Consider the following 14,680-nt stretch of genomic DNA (forward strand, 5'->3'; position numbering starts at 1 on the left):
TTAAATTTTATTGATCGCGCAAAAATAAAGTTTTTATTGAAATTCGAGTGGTAATTTATTCGTTATTTTTCGATAATTTGCACGTTTATATGAGAATTCAGAACAAAACACTCGAATAAAAAGCATGCATCTTCATAAATTATCATTAATTAATTATAAAAATTTCGATTCCAAAAATTTCGAATTTGACTCAAAAACCAACTGTTTTGTTGGACATAATGGAGTAGGAAAAACGAATGTTTTAGATGCTATTTACCATTTGTCTTTTGGAAAGAGTTATTTTAACCCTGTAACTTCTCAGAACATTAAGCATGGAGAAGATTTCTTTGTTGTCGATGGTTTCTTTTTAAAAAATGATAAAGAAGAACATATTGTTAGCAGCTTAAAAAGAGGAGCAAAAAAAGTTATTAAAAGAAACGGAAAAGTATATGATCGTTTTTCTGACCATATCGGCTTATTGCCATTAGTAATTATTTCTCCTTATGACAGAGACCTTATAGCAGAGGGAAGCGATACTAGAAGAAAATTTATTGATGGAGTAATATCGCAGTCAGACAAAGAATACTTACTTACCCTAATTAAATACAACAAAGTACTATCTCAAAGAAACTCTTTATTAAAATACTTTGCGGCTAACCATACTTTTGATACCACCAATTTAGCTGTTTATAACGAGCAGTTAAATAAATATGGCTCTATTATTTTTGCAAAAAGAGAACAATTCTTAAAAACTTTTATTCCTATTTTTCAAGAACAGTATTCGGCAATCACCAACGATATTGAAGAAGTAAGTATTTCGTTTGAAAGTAAATTAAAAGATAATACGTTATTGCAATTATTAGAAAATGCAGTAGACAAAGACAGGGCTTTACAATACACTAGTGTAGGCACGCATAAAGATGATTTAAGCTTTAAAATTAATGGTTATCCGGTTAAAAAATTTGGGAGCCAGGGGCAACAAAAATCTTTTTTAATAGCCTTAAAATTTGCTCAATTTCATTTTATAAAAAAACAATCTAAAACTACTCCTATTCTAGTTTTAGATGATATTTTTGATAAATTAGATGAAAACAGAGTATCTCATATTATTAGCCTTGTGGATAATGAAAGTTTTGGTCAAATTTTCATAAGCGATACGCATGCCGAACGAACCGAAAACTTAGTAAAAAACATACATCAATCTTACAAAATATTTAAACTCTAAAATGTTAAGAATAACCATCTTTGTTTTATCAATTCTATTCTTTGGTTGTAAATCCGAAATCACCGAAGAAAATTTAACTAACCTCAATGGGTATTGGGAGATAAAATCTGTTACCTTCAACAATGGCAATACAAAAGACTATAAAGGCAGCACAACGCTAGATTATATTAAAATAGATAAACTGAGCGGATTTAGAAAAAAAGTACAACCCAAATTCAATGGTACTTATGATACTTCTAACGATGCAGAAATGTTTACAATATCTCAAAAAGAAGGCACTTTTGTTTTTCATTATAAAACAAAATTAAGTTTATGGACAGAAGAATTAATTACCCTAAGTAAGAATGAATTTTCCGTAAAAAACGAGCAAGAAAAAATATATAAATATCAAAGATATACACCTATTAATATTACAAAATAATGGCAAAACGTAAATTTGGTAATTTAGCTTTAAATGATGCCCTTAAGGAGTTTATAAAAGAAAACAAACTACAAGGCGGAATGGATAAAGTTAATGTACGCGAAGCTTGGGCTAATTTAATGGGAAACGGTGTAAACAATTACACAACCGCTGTTGAATTGCGTAATGACACTTTATATGTTGCTCTTTCGTCATCCGTATTAAGGAACGAATTAATGCAAGGCAAATCTAAAATTATAACTATGCTTAACGAAGAACTAGGCAAAGAACTAATTACTAAAATTGTACTGAGATAAAAAAAGCTACTTATTCAAAACAAGCAGCTTTTTTATTTTATAAAAGAAAATATATTAGTAAATTTCTCTTCCTGAAAAATGAAAAGAACCTTCTATTGCAGCATTCTCGTCACTATCTGAACCATGTACAGCATTTTCCCCGATGCTAGTCGCAAACATTTTACGAATAGTACCTTCTGCAGCTTCTGCAGGATTAGTAGCTCCTATTAGAGCTCTAAAATCTTCTACTGCATTATCTTTTTCTAAAATTGCAGCAACAATAGGTCCCCTTGTCATAAACTCCACTAATTCTCCAAAAAATGGACGTTCGTTATGTACTGCATAAAAAGCTTGAGCATCTCTTTTGCTTAATTGTGTATATTTCATTGCAACAATTTTAAATCCAGCTGCTGAAATTTTTTCTAATATACCACCAATATGCCCGTTTTCGACAGCATCTGGCTTAATCATTGTAAAAGTTCTATTTGTTGTCATTTCTTTAAATTTTGCGCAAAAATACGTTTTTCCTTACAATGCACAAGCATTAGTACTGTTGTTCTGTTTTTTCCAATATTCTACCTTTGTCTCCAATAATCTGAAAATTTACCTTTCTTTGTTGAAAATCAAAATTTAGTAATCCAAAACTTTCCGTAAACACAACACTTCCTAACCGAAAAGGGTTTTCCTCTCCTTTATACCCGCTATAGGCGTGAGTTAATCCGCTAGAAGTAAAATCTATTAAAGGATATACTAAATTTTTAACTCTAGTTTTTGAAAATTCCGAAATATGACGATCTCCAGAAAGCAAAATAACTCCCCTTGCTTTTGAAGCTACTATTGTCTCTTTCAATCTTTCTACCTCATGAGGAAAATTACCCCAACATTCAAATCCATGCTGATTTGATAATACCTGAATACTACTAAGAATAACATTAAAATCTGCTTTAGAATTCTTCAACTCTTCTCGTAACCACAACCACTGCTTTTCCCCAAGAATAGTTCCTTGCCCATATATATTAGCCTTATGTCTTCTTTTTGTTTGTGTATCTTTAGTTAACCCTGTTCTAAAATATCTAGTATCTAAAACAATTACCTTTACTGTCCCTTCATCAACCTTGTACATATGAGAGGCATAAATTCCCTCCCTATTTCTTCTAGGACTATCTTTAGGAACATTCATAAAATCTAAAAACTCTTCCTGACTTTCTTTTTTTGCTCTAAACTCTACTCCCCCATCATTTAATCCATAATCATGATCATCCCAAGTACCTATCACTGGCACTTTCTCCTTCAATAAAGCGTATAAGGGCACTTTATTCTGAGCCTCATACATATTCCTAAGTTTATGCTTATTTTCTGTATCTGCATAAATAATATCTCCTCCCCAAATCCAAACGTCCGGATTTAATCTAAGCACATCATCCCATAATTTATTAGGTATTGTTGTTTTATTACAAGAACCAAAAGTCATCACAAAATCTGGCTTATCGTTTTCCAAAACTACATTATTTATTTTTTCCTCCTGTCGTTTAGATTTTATACTATTACAAGCAAAAAGGAAAAACATAGCAAACCAAATTCCAATAATTTTATTCATATTTTGCATAATTAGTTTTTAGTAAAATTAGCGCTTTCTAATTTACCTTTATGTTATAAAATTGTATATTCGCCTTCATGAATTTAAAGGATCTAAATGCGCTTAAAGCGATACTTTCAACACCTCAAAAAATTGTAATTGTCCCGCATAAAAACCCTGATGGAGATGCTATTGGGTCTACTTTAGGGTTACGTCATTTTTTACAGAATTCTGGACATAAAGCAACTATCGTTTCTCCTAACGACTATCCTAAGTTTTTAAAATGGATGCCCGGCAATGAAACCATTTTGAATTTTGAGAAAGAAAACTACCAATCCAAAGATCGTATAAAAGAAGCTACAGTAATTTTTACTTTAGATTTTAATCATTTAGGAAGAATAGGACAAATGCAACCTATTTTAGAAGAATCTAATGCTACTTTTGTGATGGTAGACCATCACCAAGAGCCATCGGATTATGCCTCTATTATGTACTCTGATGTTAGCATGAGTTCTACCTGTGAAATGGTATATAACCTCATAGAATTTTTGGATGGCACTAGCGATATTAATACGGAAATTGCCAATTGCTTATATACTGGTATAATGACAGACACTGGTTCTTTTAAATTTGCCTCTACAACAAGTAGAACACATGAAGTTGTGGCAGATTTAATTAGAAAAGGTGCAAAAAACACGCAAATACATCATAACATATATGATTCTAACAGACCGAGCAGATTACATTTATTAGGCTGCGCTTTAAAAAACATGGTCATATTAGAAGAATACAATACAGTATACATTACATTAAGTCAAGAAGAATTAGACACATTTAGCTACCAAAAAGGAGATACAGAAGGTTTTGTTAATTACGGCTTAACCCTAGAAGGTATTAGATTTGCTGTTATCTTTATAGAAAATAAAGAAGAAGGGATTTTAAAAATATCTCTACGCTCTGTTGGTGATTTTTCGGTAAATGAATTCTCTAGGAAACATTTTCAAGGTGGAGGACACGATAATGCTGCCGGTGGAAAAAGCGATGATAGCATAGAAGAAACTACAGCTTACTTTAAAAGTTTATTAAAAAACTATAAAGATCAACTTACCGCATGAAAAAAATTACACTAATTCTATTAGGACTACTACTCTTTAATTGTAAAGGTCCGGAACCAAGAAGAGCAATTAAACAAAGTTCCGGTAGTATAATAAAAGAATCTGTAGCCAGAAACAAAAGACTTTTACAAGAAGAAGAAAAACTCTTTCAAGAAATAATAGCAAAAGATACAACAAACACTTACCTACATAGTGATACTGGATCTTGGTATTTTTACAACGTTAAAGATACTACTAACTACTATACCGCAAAACCTAAGGATTTAGTTACGATGACTTATACTATTTTAAGCACTAATAATGATACCATATACTCCTATAAAGAAATAGACACTATTAAGTACAAAGTAGATTTACAAGAATTATTTCCTGGATTACGACATAGTGTTAAGCTTTTAAAAGAAAACGAAACTGCTACTTTTTTATATCCATCCTCCTTAGGGTATGGATATCATGGAGACACTAAAAAAATTGGAGTAAATGTTCCTTTGAAAGCAACCATATCCATTTTAAAAATAGAAAAAGAAAACAAATAGATTTAAAATTAAAATTATGATTAAAAAAGTATACGCATTTGCTATAATAGCTTTTGCATTAGCTAGTTGTAAATCTGGTAAACATGCTGATTTAGGGGATGGTATTTTTGCTAATATAGCAACTACGAAAGGAGATATTATTGTAAAACTCGAACAAGAAAAAACACCCATTACAGTAGCCAATTTTGTTTCCTTAGCAGAAGGCACTAGCCCCTTTGTTAGCGAAGAGTTTAAAGGCAAAAAATATTACGATGGTATTATTTTCCATAGAATCATTAAAGACTTTATGATTCAAGGAGGTGACCCAACTGGAACTGGAACTGGAAACCCTGGTTATAAATTTAAAGATGAGTTCAATGATTCTTTAACACACAGTAAAAAAGGAATCTTATCTATGGCCAATTCTGGCCCCACTACAAATGGAAGCCAATTTTTTATAACTCATAAAGAAACTCCATTTTTAGATGGAAGACATACTGTTTTTGGAGAAGTTGTTGAAGGCTTAGATGTTCTTGACACGATAGCTAACGTAAAAACAGTTTCTGAAAAACCTTTAGACAGTATTGTTATGGAAAAGGTTAGCATTATTAGAAATGGTAAAATTGCTAAAAAGTTTGATGCAGTAGAAGTAATGAGCTCTTACTTTAAAGAAGAAGAGGAAAAAATTGCTGCTTTTGAAAAAATGAAAAACGAATTTGCTGCCGAATTAGAGAATAATAAAGCTAAAGCTGTAGAACTGCCTAGTGGTTTAAAAATCTACAAACTAACAGAAGGAACAGGAGAAAAGCCAAGAGTAGGACAAAAAGTAAAAGTTTTTTATGCTGGCTATTTAGCTAATGGAGCTTTATTCGATAGTAATTATGAAGATGTTGCCGTAAAGTTTAACAAATTCGACCAAAGAAGAAAACAAGGTCGTGGTTATGAAGCTATCCCTATGGATTACAGTCCAGATGCTTCTTTAATACAAGGTTTTAAAGACGGACTTTTAAGCATGAAAATTGGAGACAAAATTCGTGTATTCATTCCACCACATTTGGGATACGGAGAAGCTGGGGCTGGAAGAGTTATCCCACCTAATGCAGATTTGGTTTTTGATTTAGAAATTACCGGTTTAGCGGAGTAAACCAAAAAGATAATAAAAGGCTCGCAAATTGCGAGCCTTTTTTATTTGATTTTATTTATTTCTTTGGACTATCTTCTAAAACTGCCAACACAAATTTCCAATACTTCTGCACAGACGATATACTCACTCTCTCATCCGGAGAATGCGCACCTTTAATGGTAGGTCCAAAACTAATCATATCCATTTCTGGATAGTTATTTCCTAAAATCCCACATTCTAGTCCTGCATGGCAGGCAGCAACATTAGGCTTTTCATTAAACAGCGTCTCGTATTTTTCTACTAACACTTTTAAAATTTCAGAATCTGGATTAGGATTCCATCCTGGATACACACCAGATAGAGTAACTTCCATTCCTGCCATTTCAAATGCAGAGGTTAAGGCTTCTGTTAAATCGTTTTTTGACGAATTCAGAGAAGAACGGGTTAAACAAGCTATTTCCATCTTCCCATTTTTAACTTTTACTCTAGCAAGATTATTAGACGTTTCCACTAAATCTGGTATAGCCGCACTCATTCTATACACTCCATTATGCGCAGCATATAATGTCTTAAATAATTTCTCTTGCGAACGTAAACCGACTATTTTCTTTGGTTTTTTGGCAGAAGCAACCTCAATCATAAGATTTGGTTCCATTTCCTTTAATTCCTCCTTAATAATCCCCGCCAAATTTTGAACTTTTTTCTCAAACAACACAGTATGGGCTTTATCTACAATTAATACCGTATAACTTTCTCTTGGTATTGCATTACGTAAACCACCACCATTAATCTCAGAAATTCTAATATTTAAATCCTTATTACAATGGTAGAGAATCCTATTCATAATCTTATTAGCATTCCCTAACCCTTTATGAATATCCATACCACTATGACCACCTTGCAACCCACTAACGACTATCTTATAAGGTACTACTCCACGTGGAAGAGATTTTTCTCCATAAGTTCTCTTTGCCGTTATATCTACACCGCCGGCACAACCTATACCAATTTCATCATCTTCCTCGGTATCTAAGTTCAATAATATTTCTCCTTGAAGTACTCCCTGCTTAAGACCCATTGCCCCAGTCATACCCGTTTCTTCATCAATAGTAAATAAAGCTTCTAAAGCGGGGTGCGGAATATCTTTACTTTCCAACAAAGCCATAATAGTTGCTACACCTAATCCGTTATCTGCACCAAGTGTAGTTCCATTTGCTCGTACCCAATCTCCATCAACAAACATATCTATACCCTGAGAATCAAAATCGAAATTAGTATCCTTATTTTTTTGATGCACCATATCTAAATGGGATTGTAATGTTACCATTTTCCTGTCCTCCATTCCTGAGGTTGCAGGTTTTCTAACAATAACATTCCCTACGTCATCGGCAAACGTTTCTAAACCAAGTGAATTTCCAAAAGCAAGCATAAAATCTATTACACGCTCTTCTTTTTTAGATGGTCTTGGCACTTCGTTTAAATCTGCAAACTTATTCCAAACCGATATAGGTTCTAAAATTCTTATTTCTTTACTCATTTCTTTATTTTAATCAATAGACTTTATCTTTTTTTAGTTTAATTTCCCCCAACCTCAACATTAAAATAATAAGAGAAACTCTATATAATACGACATTTCTTAAAGGCTATGCCATTTATTAAATCAAAAATACATATTGATGTACTAGCATCCGAGTAAATTGGCTAATTTTGAATAACAAACAAAAATACATTCAACAACATTATTTTTTAATTTGAAAATAACACTAAACAGAGTAATTGCTTTATTATTAATTCCGCAAATAATTTTGGTGAAATGGATTGGCAATCACCCAGAAATTGTTGAAAATTATTATAGCAATGGGCTATACCCAAAAATTTCTTATTTTTTTAGAACAATCTTTGGATGGATTCCTTTTTCTATTGGAGATTTAGCATACTTTTCTCTTATCATATTAGCGATTGGATATATAGTCAATAACAGAAGATACATTCGAAAAAACTTAAAGACGTTTTTCATCAATTGTACTATGATTCTCTCCATTGCCTATTTTACTTTTCATATTTTATGGGGATTTAATTATTATAGAGAACCCATTGCTTCTAAATTTAATTTAGAAGAAGAATATTCTCGAGAAGAGTTAATTTCTTTGGCAAAAAAACTTATTACAAAAACAAATGCTACACAATTAAAAATCACAAATGATACTATTACTGCTGTAGTAATTCCCTATACTAAAAACGAAATATTTTCTATAACTCTAGACGGATATGTACAATTAAAAGAAATGTATCCTTTTTTATCTTATCAAAAACCAAGCATAAAACAATCTCTATTCAGTACTGGATTAACCTATATGGGTTACGGAGGCTACCTTAACCCATTTACAAATGAAGCCCATGTTAATGGCATATTACCAACATTTAGATTTCCCGTAGTAGCGGGTCACGAAATTGGGCATCAAATTGGTTATTCTGCAGAAAATGAAACAAATTTCATAGGGTATCTTGTAACTATGAATAATAAGGATATATATTTTAAATATGCCGCTTATGCATATGCACTAGGATATTGCCTAAATGACATTAACAAAAAAGACCCTAATCTTTTCAAGATTTTACTTCGAGATTTAAATCCGGGGGTTAAACTAAATTACCAAGAGATGTCTAATTTTTGGTCTTCCTATGAAAATCCATTAGAACCCATATTTAAATCTATTTTCAACAACTTCTTAAAAGCAAATAACCAAACGCAGGGAATACAAAGCTATAATGCAGTAGTTTCTTTATTAATAGCTTACCATAAAGAACACACATTGTAGTGTTAAAAAAATGTAAAATTTCCCAATCCTCTTTATTATCTTCTATCTTTAAGGTGACTAATTAAATTACCAAAAGTATGAAAATGAAATTTTTAGGATTATGCCTATTATGGTGTAGTTCTACCCTATTTGCTCAAGATTATTTCCCTGAAAATGAAGGAGTAAAAGCCACCAACAAAAATTTTACTGCATTTACTAACGCAAAAATTTACATTACCCCGGAAGAAGTCATCCAAAATGGCACCCTTCTTATTCAAAACGGAAAAGTAATTAAATCTGGAACTTCTATTTCTATCCCTACAAATTCTGTTATTATTGATTTAAAAGGAAAGTCTATTTACCCTTCTTTTATTGACATTTATTCCACATTTGGAGTAGAACAGCCTAAAAAAAGCCCATCTACAAGAAGAGCTGCTCAATACAACCCATCTAGGGAAGGGTTTTATTGGAACGACCACATTATGCCAGAGAACAGTGCAAATACCAAATTTAAATTCGATGCAAAAAAAGCAAAAGAACTTGTTGATGTTGGTTTTGGAGTAGTAAACTCCCATATACAAGATGGTATTGTAAGGGGTACTGGTATTTTAGTTGCCTTAAATAGTACAGATAATGATGCCAGAAGAATCTTAGATGACCAATCTGCGCAGTATTTGTCTTTTTCAAAAAGTGTACAAAAAAAACAGGCTTACCCAACATCTCTAATGGGCTCCATGGCATTGTTAAGACAAATGTATTCCGATGCAAAATGGTATTCCCAAGGAAACGCAACAACCAAAGACCAATCTTTAGAAGCATTGTTAAAAAACAAAACTAAAGTCCAAATATTTGAGGCCAAAGATAAAGACAATGCTCTTAGGGCTGATAAAATTGGTGATGCATACGGAATTCAGTATACTATCCTTGGAGGCGGTAACGAATATGAAAATATTGAAGATATAAAAGCAACTAATGCTACATATATACTCCCAATAAATTTTCCAGATGCTTACGACGTATCCAATCCATACCAAGCAAAATATGTGACTTTAAGGGATATGAGAAACTGGAACCAAGCTCCTAGTAATCCAAAAATTCTTGCAGAAAACGGTGTGTTGTTCTCTTTAACAACCCATACATTAAAAAGTCCTTCTCTTTTCAAAAAGAAATTAGCAAAAGCTATTAAACATGGACTATCCAAAACAGCAGCTTTAAAAGCTTTAACTACCACTCCTGCAGAAATATTAGGTAAATCTAATATTATTGGTTCTCTTAAAACAGGTAGACAAGCAAACTTTTTAATTACTTCTGGAGACCTTTTTGATACAAATACTACCTTATATGAAAATTGGGTACAGGGTCGTAAAAATGTAATCAATGATATTACCTTAAATGATATTAGAGGAACGTACGATTTAGATATAGGTGGATTAATATACGAACTAAAAATAAAAGGAAACCCCAGTAAACCTTCTGCAGAATTAAAACAAGACACAACTAAGTTTAAAGTTAAAATTACTCATACAAACAATTGGCTTACACTTTCTTTTGCCGAGCATAAAGAAAATAAGCAATATAGAATGACGGGCATAACCCATTCTAATACTAATACCATTAGTGGAAAATTAGTTCTACCAAACGGAAAAGAAAGTGCTTTTAAAGCCATAAAAATTGTAAACTATAAAGACTCTAAAGAAGAAAATAAGGGAGCCAATACTTCTAACCTTACCATAGTCCCAATTACATTTCCAAATGTTGGATATGGTTTCAATTCTAAGCCTAAAAAAGAAACCACCCTATTTAAAAACGCGACAGTTTGGACTGGAGAAAATGAGGGAATTCTAGAAAATACAGATGTTTTAATAAAAGACGGCAAAATATCTAAAATCGGAAAGAATCTTAATTTTAAAGGAGTTAAAACAATAGATGCGACAGGAAAACACCTAACAGCTGGTATAATAGATGAGCACACGCACATTGCAGCTGTAGCTATTAATGAAGCCGGACATAATTCTACAGCCGAGGTAAAAATGGAAGATGTTGTAGACTCAGAAGACATTAACATATATTATAATTTGGCAGGCGGAGTCACTTCTGCACAATTACTACATGGCTCTGCAAACCCTATTGGTGGACGCTCTGCTATATTAAAACTAAAATGGGGAGAAACCGCCGATAAATTAATTTACAACAACTCCCCAAAATTTATAAAATTCGCCTTAGGAGAAAACGTAAAACAATCTAACTGGCAAAGTTTTTCTCGTTTTCCGCAAACTAGAATGGGTGTAGAACAAGTATTCATGAACTACTTTCAAAGAGGCAAAGAATATGATGCATTAAAAAAGAGCGGCCAACCTTACCGATACGATGAAGAAATGGAAGTAATTGCTGAAATATTAAACGGAGAACGTTTTATTAGTTGCCACTCCTATGTTCAAAGCGAAATTAATATGCTAATGAAAGTAGCAGATAAATTCGATTTTACTGTAAATACTTTTACTCATATTTTAGAAGGGTATAAAGTTGCCGATAAAATGAAAGAACACGGCGTTGGTGCTTCTACTTTTAGCGATTGGTGGGCTTACAAATATGAAGTAAACGATGCCATACCATATAATGCAGCAATAATGCAAAGCCAAGGAATAACTGTAGCAATCAACAGTGATGATGCCGAAATGTCTAGAAGGTTAAACCAAGAAGCAGGAAAAACGGTAAAATATGGAGGCATGACCGAACTAGAAGCTTGGAAAATGGTCACTATTAATCCCGCAAAATTATTACACATAGACCATCGTGTAGGTAGTATTAAAGAAGGAAAAGACGCTGATATAGTGCTATGGAACGATAATCCTCTTTCCGTTTACGCTAAAGCGGAAAAAACTATTATCGAAGGTGTTACTTATTTTGATTTACAAACGGACCTACAATATAGAAAAGCGATACAAAAAGAAAGAAATTTACTTATTGGTTTAATGCTACAGGAAAAAGCCGGAGGTGCTAAAACGCAAGAACCAAAACAAACTAAAAAAGAACACCACCACTGTGACAGTCTTTAAAAAAAACAAAATGAAAAAATATACAACTATAATATGCGCTTTGTTTTTAAGCTTTTCGCTTACCAGTCTTGCGCAGCAAACACCAGCTCCAAAACAATCGGAAACTATTTCTATTGAAGGAGCAACAGCTCATTTAGGAAATGGAAAAATCATTGAGAATTCTTTGATTATGTTCGAAGACGGCATACTTACTTTTGTTGGTTCTGCTACTCAAAAAATTGCAAGAAAAGGCACCTTAATAAATGGCAAAAATAAACATGTATACCCAGGTTTTATTGCCCCGTCCAAAGCCTTAGGATTAATAGAAGTTAATGCGGTAAGAGCAAGTAACGACCAGGATGAAATTGGAGAGATAATTCCGCATGTGCGTAGTTTAATAGCTTATAATGCTGAATCCAAACTCGTAGAGAGTATGCGCCCTAATGGTGTTTTAATTGGCCAAATTACGCCAAATGGAGGACGTATTTCAGGAACCTCATCAATTGTACAATTTGATGCTTGGAATTGGGAAGATGCTGCTATTAAAGTAGATGATGGTATTCATCTAAATTGGCCTACTACTTTTAGAAAAGGAAAATGGTGGCTTGGAGAGTCAAAAGGATTTCTTCCAAATAAGAAATACAACAAACAAGTAGATGAAGTAATTAGTTTTATCCGTAATTCAATAGCGTATGGAAAAAATATAGCTAAAGAAATTAATCCCGCTTTTTCAGCTTTTCAAGGAGTACTAAATGGCTCTCAAAAATTATATGTGTACGCTAATGGTGAAAAGGAAATTATAGATGCCATTACTAAACTAAAAAAAGAAAATATAGTAGAAGTAGTTTTAGTAGGCGGATATGAAGCACACAAAACATCTTCTTTATTAAAAGATAACAAGATTCCTGTTTTAGTTCAATTTACGCACAATTTACCATTTTTTGAAGATGACGATTATGATTTACCCTATAAGCTCCCTAAAATATTGGTAGATGCGGGATTGTTAGTTGGAATACAAAATGGCGCGGCATCAAATTTTCAAACTAGAAATTTACCTTTTTATGCAGGCCAGGCAGTTGGCCAAGGTTTAGATAAAGAAATTGCTTTACAGCTAATATCCGGAAACACTGCTAAAATTCTAGGTATCGATGCCATGTATGGTACTATTGCTGTGGGTAAAAGTGCAACCCTATTTATTTCTTCTGGCGATGCTCTAGATATGAGAACTAATCAATTAAGTCATGCTTTTATCGATGGAAGAAACATTTCTCTAGAAACGCACCAGACAGAATTATGGAAACGCTATATGAAAAAGTATAACGGAAAATAAAATCCAAAGTTTTACGAACAAAAAGCTCTTTAAAATATCTTAAAGAGCTTTTTGCTATAATGTATTTTGCCTCTATTCTACGGAACCCCAGTTTTCACCAGATTTAATACGGTATAATTGCATTTCAGAAATACCAAATTGTTTTGCAATCATTTTTAATCTGGTACGCCTATTAGGATCATTTATTTTCTTCTTTAACAATCTTACTTTAGCCTCTGAAAGTTTAGAATATCGTCTTCTTTTTGAAGCTTCCTTATATTCAGGATTACTAAATTGATGCTCTTCTTTCTCCTTCTTGGTAGCCCATTTTAAATTTTCTAGACGATTGTCTTTTTTGTCATAATTCAAGTGAATAACATAAATACCATCTTTTTTCTCCAAAAAGTGTTCTGCTATTAATTTATGAACATATCTACTGGTGAGCTTTTTATTTACCTCTTGCCTTAAGGGCAAGTTCTGATACCCATTAATATAAGTGACTTTTACCAATTTTTCGGTTTCGCCTTTACAATTAATGATTCTTCCGTGATTGGAAATCTTGTAATTTTCACTTTTGGAAATCTTGTCATCAAACTTTATGACTTTCCATTTTTCATTTCTAAAGTTTCTTATCATTTATTAGGGGGTTAAAATGACAGTTAATAGTATTATTCGTGTTTATGATAAACAAGATATAAAATTCTTTGCAATGTCAGCTATATTCAGAGGGATGTCTTACAAACAGCTAATCTAAATCCACAAAAAATCAAAAAACACTATGTTTAATCTTACAAAAATGAGGGTACCAGTCAAAAAGTTTCATTTACCTTGATTGGCTGAGTATAATAAAATATCTAAAGTTTTACTATTTAATTTATTTTCGGAATTAGGCTCTATAATACAAACAGAGGAAATACTCTCCGTTGCGATAGAATAATTTATGTTTTCCAAAATACACCCATTAACTAAAATGAGATTATCTTCTTCCAAACCAAAAAAAGTATTTAATTGTTTTTGGGTTTTGTTTTTTAAATCGGTTTTTAACTTCACAAAAAGAATCCCATTTTTTGACAAACTATAATAGGGCTCACTCTCTTTGGGTTTCTCCAGAAGAACGGAAACATCTTCAATCTTCTCCTTGTACCACTCTAGTGTTTTTTCATTGGCTATAACATGATTATTAACTAAGTAGATAACTTTATTTCCAAATTTTCCTTCTACAGGTTCCTCATCTACTTCTTGCGACCTTAAAGAAAGCCCGCAAAGGATAACACCAATACATAACAAAAAAAAATTACGATTCATAATG

At 32.4% G+C, this 14,680-nt stretch carries 14 protein-coding genes; 9 read left to right on the forward strand and 5 right to left on the reverse strand.

The window, feature by feature from the left end; all coding sequences use genetic code 11:
* The first annotated feature begins 124 nt into the window (after positions 1-124).
* From recF to Q0856_RS13550, 3 genes are read left to right on the forward strand one after another with little or no spacing between them, the layout of a single operon-like run.
* Entirely contained in the window at positions 125-1,204 is a 1,080-nt protein-coding gene (recF, locus tag Q0856_RS13540) for a DNA replication and repair protein RecF (RefSeq protein WP_298480420.1), read from the forward strand.
* A gap of 1 nt (position 1,205) precedes the next feature.
* Entirely contained in the window at positions 1,206-1,625 is a 420-nt protein-coding gene (locus Q0856_RS13545; protein WP_298480417.1) for a hypothetical protein, read from the forward strand.
* Complete coding sequence (locus Q0856_RS13550) at positions 1,625-1,921, forward strand: DUF721 domain-containing protein (RefSeq protein WP_298480415.1); 297 nt, start codon at positions 1,625-1,627, stop codon at positions 1,919-1,921. The genes Q0856_RS13545 and Q0856_RS13550 overlap by 1 nt, the downstream gene beginning before the upstream one ends.
* Positions 1,922-1,975: 54 nt before the next feature.
* Here the strand turns inward: Q0856_RS13550 and Q0856_RS13555 are convergent, their stop codons facing one another.
* Together Q0856_RS13555 and Q0856_RS13560 are read right to left on the reverse strand one after the other, a co-directional pair.
* Positions 1,976-2,395: a nucleoside-diphosphate kinase gene (locus tag Q0856_RS13555; RefSeq protein ID WP_298480412.1), complete on the reverse strand. Its 420-nt coding sequence runs from the start codon at positions 2,393-2,395 to the stop codon at positions 1,976-1,978.
* Between the two features lie 49 nt (positions 2,396-2,444).
* The gene (locus tag Q0856_RS13560; protein WP_298505896.1) at positions 2,445-3,497 is read right to left on the reverse strand and encodes an alkaline phosphatase D family protein; all 1,053 of its coding nucleotides are present in this window, start codon (positions 3,495-3,497) and stop codon (positions 2,445-2,447) included.
* Positions 3,498-3,574: 77 nt separating this feature from the next.
* Between Q0856_RS13560 and Q0856_RS13565 the strand changes: the two genes are divergently transcribed.
* Genes Q0856_RS13565 through Q0856_RS13575 form a run of 3 tightly spaced genes read left to right on the forward strand, consistent with a single transcriptional unit; the run spans position 3,575 to position 6,250 of the window.
* Positions 3,575-4,591, forward strand: a complete 1,017-nt coding sequence (locus tag Q0856_RS13565) for a bifunctional oligoribonuclease/PAP phosphatase NrnA (RefSeq protein WP_298505897.1) — start codon at positions 3,575-3,577, stop codon at positions 4,589-4,591.
* The gene (gene gldI / locus Q0856_RS13570) at positions 4,588-5,127 is read left to right on the forward strand and encodes a gliding motility-associated peptidyl-prolyl isomerase GldI (protein WP_298505899.1); all 540 of its coding nucleotides are present in this window, start codon (positions 4,588-4,590) and stop codon (positions 5,125-5,127) included. Before Q0856_RS13565 ends, gldI begins: the two co-directional genes overlap by 4 nt.
* A gap of 19 nt (positions 5,128-5,146) precedes the next feature.
* Positions 5,147-6,250, forward strand: coding sequence for a peptidylprolyl isomerase (locus Q0856_RS13575; protein ID WP_298505964.1), 1,104 nt, complete (start codon positions 5,147-5,149; stop codon positions 6,248-6,250).
* A 55-nt stretch (positions 6,251-6,305) separates the two neighbouring features.
* Here the strand turns inward: Q0856_RS13575 and Q0856_RS13580 are convergent, their stop codons facing one another.
* The gene (locus tag Q0856_RS13580; protein WP_298505901.1) at positions 6,306-7,766 is read right to left on the reverse strand and encodes an aminoacyl-histidine dipeptidase; all 1,461 of its coding nucleotides are present in this window, start codon (positions 7,764-7,766) and stop codon (positions 6,306-6,308) included.
* Positions 7,767-7,980: 214 nt separating this feature from the next.
* Here Q0856_RS13580 and Q0856_RS13585 point away from each other — a divergent pair, with 214 nt between their 5' ends.
* The 3 genes from Q0856_RS13585 (at position 7,981) to Q0856_RS13595 (ending at position 13,392) form a co-directional block, all read left to right on the forward strand.
* Positions 7,981-9,048, forward strand: coding sequence for a DUF3810 domain-containing protein (locus tag Q0856_RS13585; RefSeq protein WP_298505902.1), 1,068 nt, complete (start codon positions 7,981-7,983; stop codon positions 9,046-9,048).
* Between the two features lie 77 nt (positions 9,049-9,125).
* Entirely contained in the window at positions 9,126-12,083 is a 2,958-nt protein-coding gene (locus Q0856_RS13590; protein WP_298505904.1) for an amidohydrolase family protein, read from the forward strand.
* A gap of 10 nt (positions 12,084-12,093) precedes the next feature.
* On the forward strand, positions 12,094-13,392 hold the full coding sequence (locus tag Q0856_RS13595) for an amidohydrolase (RefSeq protein WP_298505905.1): 1,299 nt from the start codon (positions 12,094-12,096) through the stop codon (positions 13,390-13,392).
* Positions 13,393-13,464: 72 nt separating this feature from the next.
* Here Q0856_RS13595 and Q0856_RS13600 read toward each other — a convergent pair whose 3' ends face one another.
* Complete coding sequence (locus Q0856_RS13600; RefSeq protein WP_298480393.1) at positions 13,465-14,007, reverse strand: HNH endonuclease; 543 nt, start codon at positions 14,005-14,007, stop codon at positions 13,465-13,467.
* Positions 14,008-14,190: 183 nt separating this feature from the next.
* Positions 14,191-14,676 (reverse strand): hypothetical protein, encoded by a 486-nt coding sequence (locus tag Q0856_RS13605; RefSeq protein ID WP_298505908.1) that lies wholly within the window; start codon positions 14,674-14,676, stop codon positions 14,191-14,193.
* Positions 14,677-14,680 lie beyond the last annotated feature (4 nt).

Origin of the sequence: uncultured Maribacter sp. (assembly GCF_947496775.1) — a bacterium.
Taxonomy (GTDB): domain Bacteria; phylum Bacteroidota; class Bacteroidia; order Flavobacteriales; family Flavobacteriaceae; genus Maribacter_B.